The sequence below is a fragment of the Planobispora longispora genome (assembly GCF_016863135.1).
GTDB lineage: Bacteria > Actinomycetota > Actinomycetes > Streptosporangiales > Streptosporangiaceae > Planobispora > Planobispora longispora.
In genome coordinates, this window is record NZ_BOOH01000016.1 from 37,146 (window position 1) to 52,071 (window position 14,926).

A 14,926-nucleotide genomic window follows, 5' to 3' on the forward strand; every position below is an offset into this window, starting at 1 on the left:
CCGTACTTCAGGTACGCTCGCGCTGTCAGTGCATTCCCCAGGGGTTCTCGCTCCCGGCTGGGCGGCGGGAACCCTGACATGTGTTAGCCGGTGACCTGTCGGCCACAGACCCTCTGGGTCGGCGTGTGGATTCTGAGGAAAGAGTGATCGTTCAGTGACCGACCAGCAGTTGCCCGAGCCGCCCGAGGTCGCTCACGAGGTGTTCACCGGTGAGGCCTGGTCCCGCGCGGAGGCGTTCGCGGAGTTGCTGGCCGGTCCCGGCGTCGTGCGCGGACTGCTCGGTCCGCGTGAGATCCCCCGGATCTGGGACCGCCACCTGCTCAACTGCGCGGTGGTCGCCGAGGCGATCCCCGCCGACGTACGGCTGGTCGACATCGGGTCCGGCGCGGGCCTGCCCGGCCTGGTGCTCGCGATCGTCCGGCCGGACATCTCGGTCACGCTCCTGGAACCGCTCCTGCGCAGGACGGTCTTCCTGGAAGAGTGTGTGGAGACGCTGAAACTCGAGAACGTCGAGGTGCTCCGCGGGCGGGCGGAGGAGTTCGCGGGCAGGCGCGAGTTCGACGTGGCCTCCGCGCGCGCGGTGGCGCCCCTGGACCGGCTGCTGACGTGGGCGCTGCCGCTTCTGCGTGAAGGGGGAGAGCTGCTGGCGATGAAGGGGGAGCGCGCGGCGGAGGAACTCGCGGCCGCCGACACGCAATTGCGCTCCAGTGGAGTGCGGACAGCCGAGCTTGTTTCGGTCGGGCACGGTAAGGTCGAGCCGCCTGCAACTCTCGTCAGGGTGGTCGCCGGTCGGGCCCCCATGAAAGCGTCGCAGGCCTCTCGCCGGACAGACCGGGCCTCGCGGTCGAAGCGGGCACGAGGCCAGTAAGACAGACCGAGCAAAGCGAGTAGAGGCCAGTGGATGACCGTGAGAGTGCGATCGTCAGCATGATGAGCGGTCTCGGCTGGCCTCGGAGCCCCGTCTCCCGGCGGCCTGGACGCTCCTCCGGTCTGGGCTGGCCGCTGCCGGCTCCTTCCGGGAGCGCGAGTCCGGCGGAGCCGGCGAGAACGGTCGAGGCAGGGAAACCGGTCACCGAGGTGAGGCCGGTTGACAGTGCCGGGCCGGCCAGCATGGCCGTACCGACCGGAAGGATGACGACCGTGACCCAGACCCCCCTTAACCCCGGCGACTCGCCGCTGGTACGAGAGGCACTCAGTTCAGTGGTTTCACGTGAAACATCGACCCAGACGACTACGGTCCCGTCCGGTGACTCCCCGGGGAGCCGGAACGGCGAGTGGCCGCGACCGCCTCGGACTCGCATCTTCACCGTCGCCAACCAGAAGGGCGGCGTGGGCAAGACCACCACATCGGTGAACCTGGCCGCAGCGCTGTCCATGCACGGCCAGCGCGTCCTGGTGGTGGACCTCGACCCGCAGGGCAACGCCTCCACGGCGCTGTCCATCGAGCACCGCGGCGACGTGCCGGACATGTACAAGGTGCTCGTGGAGGACATGCCGCTCATCGAGGCGGTGAAGGAAGTCCCGGAGATGCCCGGGCTCTACTGCGCTCCCGCCACCATCGACCTGGCCGGAGCCGAGATCGAGCTGGTCTCCATGGTCGCCCGTGAAGCACGGCTCCAGCGCGCCCTGGCGGCCTACGACGCCATCGAGCTCGACTACATCCTCATCGACTGTCCGCCCTCGCTCGGCCTCCTGACGGTCAACGCCCTGATGGCCGCGAACGAACTGCTCATCCCGATCCAGTGCGAGTACTACGCGCTGGAGGGCCTGGGCCAGCTGCTGCGGAACGTGGATCTGGTGAAGGCCCACCTGAACCCCACGCTCGACCTGTCCACCATCCTCCTGACGATGTACGACGGCCGTACCCGCCTCGCCTCCCAGGTCGCAGACGAGGTACGGTCCCACTTCGGCGACCGGGTCCTGAGCACGCTGATCCCCCGGAGCGTGCGTGTCTCCGAGGCCCCGAGCTACGGCCAGTCGGTCATGACCTACGACCCGGGCTCCAGCGGCGCGATGGCCTACATGGACGCCGCCCGTGAGATCGCATACCGCGGCGCGGCGGTGTGAACGGTGAGAACGTCGTGGCGGGCCTCGTCATGAACACTGCTGGGGTCATGCACACTACTGAGAGCGGAACCACGACGCCGGGGGAGGGGCAGTGAGCAAGCCCAGGGGATTGGGCCGAGGTCTGGGAGCACTCATCCCGACGGCGCCTCCACCCGCCGAGCCCGTGACGTCGGGAGCGACCACGACGGCGATCGCACCGGAACCGGTGAGCCCGATCCGGAGGGGCCTGGGAAGCATCTCGGGGGGAGAGCCGGGGCCGGACCTCAAGCCGGTCGCCGGAGCCTACTTCGCCGAGCTCTCGCTCAAGGTCATCTCCCCGAACCCCCGGCAGCCACGTGAGGTCTTCGACGAAGGGGCTCTGGAGGAGCTGGCCGCGTCCATCAAGGAGGTCGGCCTCCTGCAGCCGGTCGTGGTGCGTCCGGTGGGCGAGGGCCGCTACGAGCTCATCATGGGGGAGCGCCGCTGGCGGGCGTCCCAGCTGGCCGAGCTCGATGTGATCCCCGCGATCGTCCGGGAGACGGCGGAGGACAAGCTCCTCCTCGACGCGCTGATCGAGAACCTCCAGCGCGAGCAGCTGAACGCGATCGAAGAGGCGGCCGCCTACCGGCAGCTCCTGGACGACTTCGGCGCGACCCACGAGCAGCTCGCCACCCGGGTCGGTCGTTCCCGTGCGCATGTGACGAACACCCTGCGCCTTCTCAATCTCCCACCGAAGATCCAGAAGCGCGTCGCGGCGGGCGTGCTCTCCGCAGGACACGCGCGGGCGCTGCTGGCCATGGACGACCCGGCGGCGCAGGAGCGCCTGGCCGACCGGATCGTGGCGGAGCTGCTCTCGGTGCGGGCGGTCGAGGAGATCGTGGCCGTGGGCGATGCGTCCGCTGCGGCTGCTCCCGCCGAGCCCCGCGCCCCCCGGGTGAAGCCCGAAGAGGACCCGTCGCTCCGTCGGCTGGCGGACCGGCTGTCCGACCATTTCGAGACGCGGGTGAAGGTGGACTTCGGGCGGCGTAAGGGCCGGATCGTGGTCGAGTTCGCGACCATCGACGACCTTGAGCGAATCATCGCCACGATGTCTCCCGAGTCGCTGCGCTCAGAGGATCTGTAGTCGCCGTACGCCGAGGGCCGCGATGTTTCACGTGAAACATCGCGGCCCTCGGCGTGTTGAGGAGAGCGCGGCCCCCGCCGTGGTGAGAAGAGCATCGCCTCTTCTGTCGGCGCCACCAGAACTACCGGTGCCGTCAGAATCGAGCCTGTCCGTGAGGGGCCACCCGATATCTCTCCTGAGGAGCTTCAGGGGTGCCCGCCGTAGCCGTGCTCATCGAGGCGGACAGACGGCTCCGCGCTGTCGATCCGGCGGTCTGCCGTTCGTGTAGGGGGTGGAGACATGCCGGGGACGGCCCCGGCGTACGGCACCGGCACCGGCACCGCAGGAGGCATCTCATGGGCAAGGTCGTCGTGATCGAGCATCTGACGCTTGACGGCGTCATGCAGGCGCCGGGGCACCCGGAGGAGGATCCGCGCGACGGCTTCCGGCACGGGGGATGGGCGACCAGGAACCACGACCCGGTCATGCAGGAGGTCATGGGCGCCTCCATGTCGAGCTCCTGGTCGCTGCTGGCCGGCCGTACGACATACGAGCGCTTCGCGGACTACTGGCCCAGGCAGGCGCCGAATCCGTTCACCGAGGCGCTCGACCGCGCGCAGAAGTACGTGGCGTCGACCACGCTGACCGAGCCGCTGCCCTGGCAGAACTCCACCCTCCTCAAGGGCGACGCCGCAGCCGCCGTGGCGGGACTCAAGGAGGAGGTGGCGGAGAATCTGGTGGTGTTCGGCAGCGGGGTGCTCGTCCGGTCGCTGCTCCCGTACGGCCTCGTCGACGAGTTCGTCCTCCTGATCCACCCCCTGGTCCTGGGAGAGGGCCGCAGGCTGTTCCCCGGCTCCGGCCCGGATCTGCCCGCTCTTCATCTGGCGGGGTCCACCACGACCGGCACCGGTGTGATCATCGCGACTTACCGGTCCGCCTGAAGCTGATCAAGCCTGGCACCGGTGCGGCGGCGGCGCACCCGAGCGGAGCGGGGTGCGCCTCGCCTGAAGCCGCTCAGGTGCTCACGTGGGCCCTGAACCGCTCGTGGGCGGCCTGCTTGGAGACGCCCATCGCCTCTCCCACTTCCGCCCAGGAGGCCCCGGTCTCCCGGGCCCGGGAGACGGCCTGATCGAGCAGGGTGCGCTGCCAGCTCTCTATCTGCGACAGCAGAGTGAGGGCGGCGAGAGGACGCTCGGCCGCAAGGCTGACGATCTGCTCGCACAGCAGGTTCGACTTGGTCACCAGCCAGCTCGGGGGCGCGGCGGCGAGCAGTGGTGGGGCATGCCTGCTCCACCATCGGTACTCCGCCTCTTTGGAGCCCTCCGGAGTGGCCGGAAACCGGCGCCGGTCGGTCCACCCGCAGGAACATGCGGCCTGATAACCGACGAAGGTCTTGGTGAAGGCACTGGCGGACGGCGCCGGCTCCCCATTGGGAAGCACGGGTGCGACGAAGCCCTCATGGTCGGGAAGCTCGGCGAACTTCAGCGTCATAGTCGTCAAGGTTCCCTGACGGATAGTCGGCGGCGCAAGAGCATTGCGGGAATTCAGACGCCGTCCTGACGCGCCTGCCGACCCGGCCGGGCACAGCCGTCCCGGAACCGGAGAGCCCTGGGCCGCGTGGCAGGCCGGTGGCATGTTCGGCTGGTACGTTGATCGAGGTGATCCGACAGCACCGCGACTCCTCCGTAGCGCCGTTCCCGGGCAGGGCAGCATGAGGATCCGAGAGATCTCGACCACGGACTACCACACCGCCGGTGAGCCGTTCCGGATCGTCAGCGATCCGCCGGTCGCCATCGAGGGCGCGACGGTGGCGGAGAAGCGCATGTTCGCGATCGGCGACCCGCACGTCGACCGTCTTCGCCGGTTGTTGTGCTTCGAACCGCGCGGGCACGCGGACATGTACGGCGGGTTCCTCGTCGAGCCCGACGACGACGGCGCGCATGTCGGCGTCCTGTTCTGGCACAAGGACGGCTTCTCCACGGCGTGCGGCCACGGGACCATCGCGCTGGGCGTGTGGGCGGTGCACAGCGGGCTGGTGGAACCCGACCCGTCGGGTGTCGCGGAGGTGCGCATCGACGTGCCGTCCGGACGGGTGACCGCGCGGGTCCGCACCGACGGGGAGCGGTTCACCGGGGTCGACTTCGTCAGCGTTCCCAGTTACCCCCTCCACCGGAAGGTCGAGGTGACGACCTCACGCGGCGAGGTCGTCGTCGACATCGGCTTCGGCGGGGCGACGTACGCACATCTGGACGCCTCCGGCATCGGCCTCGGCGTCGCTCCGGAGAACTACACCGAGCTGATCGCCGTCGGCCGTGAGATCAAGTGGCTCCTCGACGACACCGCGTACGCCGTCCACCCGCTCGACGACCGGCTCAGCGGCGTCTACGGCACCATCCTGTTCGAAGACCTCGGAACCGACGCCGAGGGGAATCTTCATCAGCGCAACGTCACCGTCTTCGCCGACGGTGAGGTCGATCGTTCGCCGTGCGGATCGGGGACCTGCTCGCGGGTGGCCGTTCTCGCCGCAGACGGCGTCCTGTGGCCCGGGCGGGAGCTCGTCCACGACTCCATCGTGGGAACCCGGTTCCACGCGCGGATCGCGGGGGAGCTGACGGTGGCCGGCCGTCGGGCCGTCGTCCCCGAGATCACCGGCATGGCCTTCCGGACCGGCCGGCACATCTTCGAGATCGATCCGGAGGATTCTCTGGGAGAGGGGTTCGTGCTCCGGTGACTCCAGCGTCCTTGCCGTACATCGGCCCCGAGCAGATCGCCGCGCTGCTGTCACCGCGTGAGGCCGTCCAGGCCGTCGAGGCGGTGTTGCGCGACGGATTCGACCCCGCCGACGATCCCGTGCGAAGCCAGGTCGGCATCCGGCACGGGCAGTTCCTCCTCATGCCCAGCGAACTCGCCAGGAGCGCCGGAGTGAAGATCGCTACTGTCGCCCCGCGCGACAGCGGCGCCGGCCTGCCCCGGATCCAAGGGCTGTACGTGCTGTTCGACGCCGTGACCCTCGCTCCCAAGACCCTGCTCGACGGCCCCGTGCTGACCGCGTTGCGCACCCCGGCCGTCTCGGTCGCGGCGGTCGGACCCGCCCTGACGCGAACGACCGAGCCCGCCGGTGTCGTCGTCTTCGGCGCCGGACCCCAGGGGACGGGGCACGCCGACACGCTGCGATCGGTGCTGGCCGGGAAGCGGGAGATCGCCGGCGTGACCTACGTCGTGCGGCATCCGGAGGCGTACGCCCGGCTCCGGCGTCCTGACGTCGCGATCGTGAGCACCGGCGGCGACGAGGCCGCAGAGGCGGTTCGCGATGCGGCCGTGGTGGTGTGCGCCACGGACTCGCGCGTCCCTCTCTTCGACTCGACGCTCGTACGCGATGACGCGGTGGTGATCGCCGTGGGTTCGCACGAGCCCGACGCCCGGGAGATCGACGCGGCTCTGTTCCGGCGTGCGCAGGTCATCGTCGAAGACGTGAAGACGGCGCTGCGCGAGTGCGGCGACATCGTGATGGCCGTCGCGGAGAACGCCGTCACCCCGCAGCACCTGGTCGCGATGCGTTCAACCGTCCGCGGCGAGGTGGAGCTCGCCGCGGACCGGCCTGTCCTGTTCAAGAGTTCGGGCATGTCCTGGGAGGATCTCGTCGTCGCCGAGGCGATCGTCTCCCGACTGGAGAAGGATTCCTGAGTTCCCGCCCCATCACTGAGACACGTTCGGCCGTACGTCGTGGACGACCGATGCGGCGAACACCACAGGGGAGGGGCGATGTTTCACGTGAAACATCGCCCTCTTCATGAGTGGGAGGCGACCGCCGTGCGGATGTCGGAGACGAAGGTGTCCACCTGTTCCGGGGTGGTGTCGAAGGCTGTCACCAGACGGACCACGTTCTCCGCGGCGTCCCACATGTGGAAGAGGTAGCGCTGCTGGAGTTCGGTGACGGCCTTCTCCGGGAGCCGGGGGAAGACCGCGTTGGACTGGACGGGCCAGCGCAGGGAAACCCCCGGCAGATCGCTGATGCCGTCGGCGATGCGGTGGGCCATCGCGTTGGCGTGGGCGGCGTTGTCGTGCCAGAGGTTGTCGGCGAGGAGCGCGGTCAGCTGGACGGAGACGTAGCGCATCTTCGAGGCGAGCTGCATGCCCTGCTTGCGGAGGAACAGCGCCGAGGAGTCCAGCTCGGGGTTGAGGATGACGAGCGCCTCGGCTCCCATGGCGCCGTTCTTGGTGCCGCCGAAGCTGAGCACGTCCACACCGGCGTCGGTGGTGAGGGTGCGCATCGAGCAGCCGAGCTCGGCCGCCGCGTTGGCCAGGCGCGCCCCGTCCATGTGGAGGAAGAGCCCCCGGGAGTGGGCGAACTCCGCGAGCTCCGAGATCTCGTCGGCGGTGTAGGCGGTGCCGCACTCGGTCACCTGAGAGATGGAGATGACCCGGGGCTGGGCGTACTGCGTGTTGCCGAGGACCGAGAGGTGGTCGCGGATGTCGTCGGGCGCGACCTTCCCGTCGTCGGTGGGGAGCGGTACGAGCTTGGCGCCCAGGACGCGCTCGGCCGCCCCGCCCTCGTGGGTGTTGATGTGGGCCGTGGCCGGGCAGAGGACGGAGTCGTAGAGGCGCAGGAGCAGGCCCAGTCCCACCACGTTGGCGCCGGTGCCGTTGAACATCGCGTACGCCGTCGCCTGGGAGCCGAACTCGGCGCGGAAGGCGTCCTGCATCGCCTCGGTCCACGGATCCGAGCCGTAGGCCGGGGCGTCCCCGACGTTGGCCTCCATGACAGCGGAGAGGATCTTCGGATGCACGCCCGCGTGGTTGTCACTGGCGAAGCTCTTGGGGAAAAGCGTGGTGGTCAGCACAGGGCCAGCGTAGGTGAGGGGGGCGTCCGCGTGGTCGCCCGGCTCCGCCGTACGAGGGTAGGTGAGGGAGGCGTCCGCGCGGTCGCCCGGCTCCCACCGTACGGCGGAGCCGCCGGGCCTCGCCGCACCGGCGCTGCGGCGAGCGCCGGAGGCGGAGGCGGAGACGGAGACGGAGGACGCGGGATGCGGGATGCCGGTCAGGCGGAGCCGCGGGCGGCGGCCTGCTCCAGGAGGATGCGGCACAGGGAGCCGAGGTCCTCTCCGGCGGCCTCGGCGGCCATCGGGAGGAGGGAGGTCTCGGTCATGCCGGGGGCGACGTTGACTTCGAGGAAGTGGGGACGGCCCTCGGCATCGACGATGAGGTCGGTGCGGGAGATGTCCCGCAAGCCCAGGGCGGTGTGCGCGGTCACGGCCATCTCGGCGCAGGCGGCGGAGACCTCGGGGGACAGGCGGGCCGGGGCGAAGAACTCCGTGCGGCCCGCGGTGTACCGGGCGGCGTAGTCGTAGACGCCGTCCACGGGGACGATCTCCACGGGCGGCAGGGCGACGGGGCCCTCGCCCAGATCGACCACGGAGACGGCGACCTCGACGCCCTCGATGTAGCGCTCGATCAGAGCCGTGTCCCCGTAGGCGAAGCAGCCGACCATGGCCGAGGGGAGGTCCTCGGCGCTGCGGACGATCGAGGCGCCGAGCGCGGAGCCGCCGCGGGACGGCTTGACGAACAGCGGCAGGCCGAGGCGTTCCACGATGCGGCCCAGGACCGCGGACGCGCCCAGGTCGTGGAAGGTCTCCTTGGGGAGCGTCACCGAATCGGGGGTGCGCAGGCCGACGGATCGGACCATCGTCTTCGCCGTGGGCTTGTCGAAGGCGATGCGGCAGGCGTCGGATCCGGCCCCCACGTAGGCAACGGAGAGCAGGTCGAGCACCGAGCGGATGGCGCCGTCCTCGCCGGCTCCGCCGTGCAGGGTGACGAAGACCGCGCTCGGCGGGTCGGCCAGCACCGAGGGGACCAGTGACGCGTCGGTGTCGCGCGTCTCGACGGAGACGCCCGCGGCGCGCAGCACCTCGCTCACCCGGCGTCCCGAGCGGAGGGACACCTCCCGCTCGTAGGACAGCCCGCCCGCCAGGACGAGTACGTGGCCGAGATCGCTCATCCGAATACCTCCTCAGGCCCCCGGTCCCTCTCCGGGACCTCCGGGCCGCTTTCCCAACACCCGAATGATCGTCGCATGACGACACCGGAAGTCACCGTACGGTACTCCGGCGCAGGTGACCACGGAGGTTCCCCCGGGCCGCGCGCCGCACCGGCTCGCCGCACCGACGGCACCGGCTCGCCGTACCGGCGCCGAGAACGTCAGCCCGGCCCCGGTCGCCGGGCAGGCCAGGCCGGGACCCGGAGGCGGCGGCCCGGCCCGACGGCGGGTCAGGCGAGGTCGGGACCCGGGGTGTCGACGCCGATGTGGTCGGGGTAGGCGCCGGTGCCGAACGTGTCGCGGAGCTGGAGCTCCTGCTCGACCACCCCGGCCAGGCGGCGGACCCCCTCGCGGATGCGCTCGGGCTCCGGGTAGCAGTAGGACAGCCGCATGAAGCGGGCCCCGCTGCCGTCGGCGTAGAAGCCCGTGCCCGGGACGAACGCCACCCGCTCGGCGACCGCGCGCGGCAGGAGCACCTTGGAGTCGAGTCCCTCGGGGAGGGTCGCCCAGACGAAGAACCCGCCGCGGGGGCGCGTCCAGGTGCAGCCGGCCGGCATCAACGCCTCCAGCGAGGAGAGCATCGTGTCCCGCCGCTCGCGGTAGAGCTCGCGGAAGGTCTTGATCTGCTCGCGCCACGGCTGGGTCGCCAGGTATTCGCCGACGGCGAGCTGGGTGAAGGTGGAGTGCGACAGGACCGCGGACTCCATCGCCAGCACCAGCTTGTCGCGGACGGCGTGCGGGGCGAGGGCCCAGCCGACCCGGAAACCGGGGGCCAGCGTCTTGGAGAACGAGCCGAGGTAGACGACGCCGTCGGGGTTGTCGGCGCGCAGCGCCCGCATGGGATCGCCGTCGAAGCCGAGCAGGCCGTACGGATTGTCCTCGACGATCAGCACGCCCGCGCGCTGGCAGATCTCCAGCACCTGCCCCCGGCGCTCGGCGTTGAGCGTCACGCCCGCGGGGTTCTGGAAGGTGGGGATCGTGTAGAGGAACTTGATCCGGCTGCCCGCGGTCTGCAGGGCGTAGACGGTCTGCGCGAGGGACTCGGGGATGATGCCCTCGTCGTCCATCGCGATGTGCACGACCTTGGCTTGGTAGGCGGCGAAGGTGCCCAGCGCGCCCACGTAGGACGGGCCCTCGGCGAGGATGACGTCGCCGGGGTCGATGAAGATGCGGGTGATCAGGTCGAGGGCCTGCTGCGAGCCGACCGTCACCACGACGTCGTCGGCGTTGCCTTCGATCCCCTCCAGGCGCATGACGTCGCAGATCTGCTCGCGCAGGTGCGGGTCACCCTGGCCGGAGCCGTACTGGAGCGCGACCGGGCCGCGCCGGGCCACCAGGTCGGAGACCAGCTCTCCCACCACGTCCAGGGGGAGGGCGGTGACGTACGGCATGCCGCCGGCCAGCGAGACCACCTCGGGCCTCGACGCGACGGCGAAAAGAGCTCGGACCTCGGAGGCGACCATCCCGGTAGCTCGCGCGGCGTACCGGTCGACGTAGGCGTCGATACGCGACCCGTGGGCCGCGACGGTCCGACCGTGATCCGGCTCCTGGGACACGGTCCACCTCCTAGGTCGTATGAGAGCACATGTGCTCAAACTAGATAAACAAGGGTACGTCAGTGATTCCGGCTACCCGCGTGCGGGACCGTACACCCTGAAACGGAGACCCTCGCTGGGCTACGATGCCAGCTGGGGACGTCGTTTACGCGTGTATTTCGCACTCGTCTTGCCAGGATTGGGGCCAACAGGTGTCGCGTCGGCTGGCTAACGTCACTCTCGACAACCTTGACGACCTGCCGCGCCGCTGCCGTCGGTGCGTCTTCTGGGAGCTCGACCCCGTCACGGGGGAGCGGGCGATCGAGGCGGGCGATCCGGAGCTGGAGAAAGAGGCCTGGATCTCGGCCACCCTCCTGGAGTGGGGGAGCTGCGGGAAGATCGCATACGTGGACGGGGTGCCCGCCGGGTTCGTGCTCTACGCGCCCCCGCTCTACGTGCCGCGCTCGGTGGCCTTCCCCACCTCGCCCGTCAGCGCCGACGCCGTGCTGCTGATGACCGCGCACATCATCCCGGAGTTCTCCGGCGGGGGGCTCGGCCGGATGCTCGTGCAGGGCGTGGCCAAGGACCTGACCCGGCGCGGGGTGCGGGCGATCGAGGCGTTCGGCGACCTGAAGTGGGAGCAGCCGGGGGCGTGCCTGATGCCCGCCGAGTATCTGCTCTCCGTGGGGTTCAAGACCGTACGGCCGCACCTGCGCTTCCCCCGCCTCCGCCTGGAGCTCAAGAACGCCGTCTCGTGGCGTGAGGACGTCGAGGTGGCGTTGGAGAGGCTGCTGGGTTCCATGAGCCCGGAACGGGCGCTGCGGCCCGTCTGAGCCCCTCTCAGGAGCGCCCAGCCGCGTCCGGCCGCCCGCGGGCGATGTCCGGCCGCCCCTGAGCGGTGCCCGGGACGCCCGTGAGCAGTCTTCGGCCGCCCGTATGCAGTCTCCGGATATCCGTGTGCGGTCTCCGGCGGTCCGTGTGCGGTGCCCGGAGCGCATGCGAAAGCCCCCTCGCGAGGGGCGAGAGGGCTTTCACCGGTGGGTGTGCCGCTCGGAAGCGGGTGGTACGGCCGGAAGCCGCCGTGGGGTGCGGCCGGCCGCAGGGGGCCCTCCGGAACGACCCCGACGGGAGGCGTCCTAGATGATGCCCTCGAGCTCGCGAAGCAGCATGGCCTTCGGCTTGGCGCCGATGATCTGCTTCACAACCTCTCCGTTCTTATAGACGTTCAGGGTCGGGATCTGGAGTACGCCGTACTTCTGGGCAATTGCCTGGTTTTCGTCGACGTTGAGCTTGACGATCTCCAGCTTCTCGCCCTGCTCCTTGGCGATCTCCTCCAGGACCGGCGCGACCTGGCGGCACGGGCCGCACCACTCGGCCCAGAAGTCGACGAGCACGGGCTTGTCGCTCTTCAGGACGTCGCTCTCGAAGCTGGCCTCGGTCACGTTCTTGATGGCGCCCACGGTTCTTAACTCCCTCTTTCCTGGGTCTTTTCCCGTCGTGCTGTTGTTCTCAGGCGTCGGCGCGGTCGGCCAGCCAGCGCTCGGCGTCCAGGGACGCGGAACAGCCGGTGCCCGCGGCGGTGATCGCCTGCCGGTAGGTGTGGTCGACCACGTCGCCGGCGGCGAAGACGCCGTCCAGGTTGGTGCGCGTGGAGGGGGCGTCGACCTTGATGTAGCCCTCGTCGTCCAGCTCCACCTGACCCTTGACCAGCTCCGTGCGGGGGTCGTGGCCGATGGCGATGAACAGGCCGGTGGCGGCGAGCTCGGTCTTCTCGCCGGTCTTGAGGTTGCGCAGCCGTACTCCGGAGACCTTCTCCTCGCCCAGGACGTCGACGACCTCGCTGTCCCAGACGAAACGGATCTTCTCGTTGGCGAACGCGCGATCCTGCATGATCTTGCTGGCGCGCAGCTCGTCCCGGCGGTGCACGACGGTCACCGAGCTGGCGAACCGGGTCAGGAAGGTGGCCTCCTCCATGGCGGTGTCGCCGCCGCCGACGACCACGATGTCCTGGCCGCGGAAGAAGAAGCCGTCACAGGTGGCGCACCAGGACACGCCGTGGCCGGACAGGCGCTTCTCGTTGGGCACGCCCAGCTCGCGGTAGCCCGAGCCGGTGGCCAGGATGACGGCCTGGGCGTGGAAGGTGCCCTCGGCGGTCTTGACGACCTTGGGGGTGACGGTCAGGTCGACCTCGACCACGTCGTCGGCGACCAGCTCGGCGCCGAACCGCTCGGCCTGCTTGCGCAGCCCGTCCATGAGGTCGGGGCCCATGATGCCGTCGGGGAAGCCGGGGAAGTTCTCCACCTCGGTGGTGTTCATCAGCGCACCGCCGGCGGTGACCGACCCCTCGAAGACCAGCGGGTTGAGGTCGGCGCGTGCGGAGTAAACCGCCGCCGTGTAACCGGCGGGACCCGATCCGATGATGATCACATTGCGGACGTCCATCACGCGTTGCGCCTTTCCCTCTGTCGTTGCAGTCGCGTCAACAGATCCTAGGCTCCACTGATTCCCGCTCGGCGCGAGAAGGCCCGGCACGGACGGATCCGTACCGGGCCTACGCGGATTACCGGGGTTTGAGACCGGGACGAACGGGTCATTCGGCCCGCCGTCCCGGGGGCTCTCCCTAGTTCCAGGACGCCAGGGCGGGCTTGCGCACGTTCTCGCACTCGGGGCCGACCACGTGCACGCGCACCTGGTTCTTGGCCTTGTTGTGCCAGAAGAGCACGATCTTGGCCTCCTGGCCGTTGTAGAAGCCCTGGTCGACGGCGAACGGGGTCTTGCCGGCCTGCGTCGACACCTGCTGCACGCAGCGGGTGAGCTCGGAGTTGCCGCTGCCGTTGACGATGGTCGCCGGAGCGATGTACGTCATCAGCGAGCCGCGGAGCTCCTGGTCGGTGTAGTTCCAGTTGCTGTCGGTGACCTGGTACGTCTCGGGCCCGGCCGGTTCCGGGGCGGCCTGGTAGTTCGGGACCGGACCGCCGGACGCGGAGAGCATGCCGGTCGTCACCACGGTCGCGCCGATCACGGCCGCGGCCACTCCCGCCGCGGCGGCGGGCAGGGCCCACCGGCGCCGGGCTCCGGCCCTGCGCCGCCTGGACGGCGTCACCGGGACGACGACGCCGTCGTCGCCGACGACCCCCAGTCGCGTGACCGGCTCGGCCTCCGGCTCACGGAGCTCGCGGAAGGCCGGCGACTCCGAGCTCCGCGCGCTCCGCGTCTCCCACGGCGCGTCGCGCATCATGTCATCCCACGCCGGTGCTTCCACCAGCCCGACACCACCTCCACGGAAGCTCTCGGCCTCGGCGGCCAGCGCTCGGTCGATCCGGAGCGCGACCCCCATCGGCATCGCCGGGGTGGGCGTCGCCGCGAGCACCTCGCGGACAGCTGCGAGATCGGCGAGGTTCTCACCACAGGGATCGCAGATCGCGAGATGTTCACGAACCTGCAGCGCCGTGGCGGCGTCAAGGAGACCCTCGGCCAGTTCGGCCAGGATCTCCAGGTCGTAGTGCGTATCACCCGTCACGAAGTTCTGCTCCCTTCGCCGATGAGACGCGAGATAGGTCAGATCGGTTCCGCAGATGCGAAAGAATTGGGACAAGCTTGGCGCGACCGCGCGCGCACCGACTCTTCACGGTTCCGCTCGGAACCTGCAGGACATGGGCCGCGTCCTCGACGGAGTAGCCCATCATGTCCACGAGCACCAGGGCCGCCCGCTGGTCCGCCGGCAGCAGCTTGAGCGCGGAGGAGACCTCCATGGAGACCTCGCGCTCGGCCGTCTGGTCGGGGACCGGGGTGTCGCGCTCGGCGGCCTCGATCAGCTCGTCGTCGGCGACGGGACGCACCGACTTCCTGCGCATGCGGTCCAGGCAGGCGTTCACCACGATGCGGTGCAGCCACGTGGTGACCGCCGCCTCGCCGCGGAAACTCTCGGCCTTGCGGTAGGCGGACACGAAGGCGTCCTGTACGGCGTCGGCCGCCTCGTCGGGATCGCCCAGCGTGCGCAGGGCGACCGCCCACATGCGGTCTCGGTGACGCTTGACTATTTCACTGAAAGCGTGCGGATCCCCGGCGATGTGCCGGTTCAACAGGTCGGCGTCGGACACGGTGGGCCGCGCCGCCTGCTGATCCGCCGCTGGCGGGGTCTCGGGTGGGGAATTCACAAGGAAGGTCCTGCTATACCGGTCCGGGGACAACACCACTACGGGATAGATG

The 14,926-nt window shown here is 69.9% G+C and carries 15 protein-coding genes; 7 read left to right on the plus strand and 8 right to left on the minus strand.

Translation table 11 applies throughout. The features are described 5' to 3' along the window. Nucleotides 1–154 precede the first annotated feature (154 nt). The 4 genes from rsmG (at nt 155) to Plo01_RS08700 (ending at nt 4,089) form a co-directional block, all read left to right on the plus strand. Complete coding sequence (gene rsmG / locus Plo01_RS08685; protein ID WP_203889998.1) at nt 155–868, plus strand: 16S rRNA (guanine(527)-N(7))-methyltransferase RsmG; 714 nt, start codon at nt 155–157, stop codon at nt 866–868. 263 nt (nt 869–1,131) lie between these two features. Continuing rightward, on the plus strand, nt 1,132–2,067 hold the full coding sequence (locus tag Plo01_RS08690; RefSeq protein ID WP_239316035.1) for a ParA family protein: 936 nt from the start codon (nt 1,132–1,134) through the stop codon (nt 2,065–2,067). A gap of 91 nt (nt 2,068–2,158) precedes the next feature. Further along, entirely contained in the window at nt 2,159–3,169 is a 1,011-nt protein-coding gene (locus tag Plo01_RS08695) for a ParB/RepB/Spo0J family partition protein (protein WP_203889999.1), read from the plus strand. Nucleotides 3,170–3,504: 335 nt separating this feature from the next. Next, complete coding sequence (locus Plo01_RS08700; protein WP_203890000.1) at nt 3,505–4,089, plus strand: dihydrofolate reductase family protein; 585 nt, start codon at nt 3,505–3,507, stop codon at nt 4,087–4,089. 73 nt (nt 4,090–4,162) lie between these two features. On the opposite strand, the gene Plo01_RS08705 is transcribed toward Plo01_RS08700, so the two are convergent. Next, entirely contained in the window at nt 4,163–4,639 is a 477-nt protein-coding gene (locus Plo01_RS08705) for a hypothetical protein (protein WP_203890001.1), read from the minus strand. Between the two features lie 220 nt (nt 4,640–4,859). On the opposite strand from Plo01_RS08705, the gene Plo01_RS08710 reads away from it, so the two are divergent. Together Plo01_RS08710 and Plo01_RS08715 are read left to right on the plus strand one after the other, a co-directional pair. Next, nucleotides 4,860–5,879: a proline racemase family protein gene (locus Plo01_RS08710; protein WP_203890002.1), complete on the plus strand. Its 1,020-nt coding sequence runs from the start codon at nt 4,860–4,862 to the stop codon at nt 5,877–5,879. Continuing rightward, nucleotides 5,876–6,832 (plus strand): ornithine cyclodeaminase family protein, encoded by a 957-nt coding sequence (locus Plo01_RS08715; RefSeq protein WP_203890003.1) that lies wholly within the window; start codon nt 5,876–5,878, stop codon nt 6,830–6,832. Before Plo01_RS08710 ends, Plo01_RS08715 begins: the two co-directional genes overlap by 4 nt. A 104-nt stretch (nt 6,833–6,936) precedes the next feature. Here Plo01_RS08715 and Plo01_RS08720 read toward each other — a convergent pair whose 3' ends face one another. The 3 genes from Plo01_RS08720 to Plo01_RS08730 all read right to left on the minus strand — a co-directional run bounded on the left by Plo01_RS08720 (nt 6,937) and on the right by Plo01_RS08730 (nt 10,645). Continuing rightward, nucleotides 6,937–7,989: a threonine aldolase family protein gene (locus tag Plo01_RS08720; protein ID WP_203890004.1), complete on the minus strand. Its 1,053-nt coding sequence runs from the start codon at nt 7,987–7,989 to the stop codon at nt 6,937–6,939. A gap of 197 nt (nt 7,990–8,186) precedes the next feature. Then, nucleotides 8,187–9,143, minus strand: a complete 957-nt coding sequence (locus tag Plo01_RS08725) for a D-alanine--D-alanine ligase family protein (protein ID WP_203890005.1) — start codon at nt 9,141–9,143, stop codon at nt 8,187–8,189. Nucleotides 9,144–9,412: 269 nt separating this feature from the next. Next, complete coding sequence (locus Plo01_RS08730) at nt 9,413–10,645, minus strand: aminotransferase-like domain-containing protein (protein WP_239316084.1); 1,233 nt, start codon at nt 10,643–10,645, stop codon at nt 9,413–9,415. 284 nt (nt 10,646–10,929) lie between these two features. Here Plo01_RS08730 and Plo01_RS08735 point away from each other — a divergent pair, with 284 nt between their 5' ends. Beyond that, nucleotides 10,930–11,550, plus strand: coding sequence for a GNAT family N-acetyltransferase (locus Plo01_RS08735; RefSeq protein WP_203890007.1), 621 nt, complete (start codon nt 10,930–10,932; stop codon nt 11,548–11,550). A gap of 303 nt (nt 11,551–11,853) precedes the next feature. Here Plo01_RS08735 and trxA read toward each other — a convergent pair whose 3' ends face one another. The 4 genes from trxA to sigM form a co-directional block, all read right to left on the minus strand. Then, a complete protein-coding gene (gene trxA, locus Plo01_RS08740) occupies nt 11,854–12,177 on the minus strand; it encodes a thioredoxin (protein ID WP_203890008.1) in 324 nt (107 codons plus the stop codon). 49 nt (nt 12,178–12,226) lie between these two features. Continuing rightward, entirely contained in the window at nt 12,227–13,162 is a 936-nt protein-coding gene (gene trxB, locus Plo01_RS08745; protein ID WP_203890009.1) for a thioredoxin-disulfide reductase, read from the minus strand. A gap of 175 nt (nt 13,163–13,337) precedes the next feature. Further along, nucleotides 13,338–14,237 (minus strand): anti-sigma factor family protein, encoded by a 900-nt coding sequence (locus Plo01_RS08750; RefSeq protein WP_203890010.1) that lies wholly within the window; start codon nt 14,235–14,237, stop codon nt 13,338–13,340. Further along, nucleotides 14,227–14,874 (minus strand): RNA polymerase sigma factor SigM, encoded by a 648-nt coding sequence (sigM, locus tag Plo01_RS08755; RefSeq protein ID WP_203890011.1) that lies wholly within the window; start codon nt 14,872–14,874, stop codon nt 14,227–14,229. Before sigM ends, Plo01_RS08750 begins: the two co-directional genes overlap by 11 nt. Nucleotides 14,875–14,926: the final 52 nt, after the last annotated feature.

Excerpts from the sequence above, each read along its gene's own strand:
- Plo01_RS08690 (WP_239316035.1), top strand. The coding sequence starts at position 1,132 with ATGACGACCGTGACCCAGACCCCCCTTAACCCCGGCGACTCGCCGCTG.
- Plo01_RS08700 (WP_203890000.1), top strand. The coding sequence starts at position 3,505 with ATGGGCAAGGTCGTCGTGATCGAGCATCTGACGCTTGACGGCGTCATG.
- Plo01_RS08705 (WP_203890001.1), bottom strand. The coding sequence starts at position 4,639 with ATGACGCTGAAGTTCGCCGAGCTTCCCGACCATGAGGGCTTCGTCGCA.
- Plo01_RS08710 (WP_203890002.1), top strand. The coding sequence starts at position 4,860 with ATGAGGATCCGAGAGATCTCGACCACGGACTACCACACCGCCGGTGAG.
- Plo01_RS08725 (WP_203890005.1), bottom strand. The coding sequence starts at position 9,143 with ATGAGCGATCTCGGCCACGTACTCGTCCTGGCGGGCGGGCTGTCCTAC.
- Plo01_RS08730 (WP_239316084.1), bottom strand. The coding sequence starts at position 10,645 with ATGGTCGCCTCCGAGGTCCGAGCTCTTTTCGCCGTCGCGTCGAGGCCC.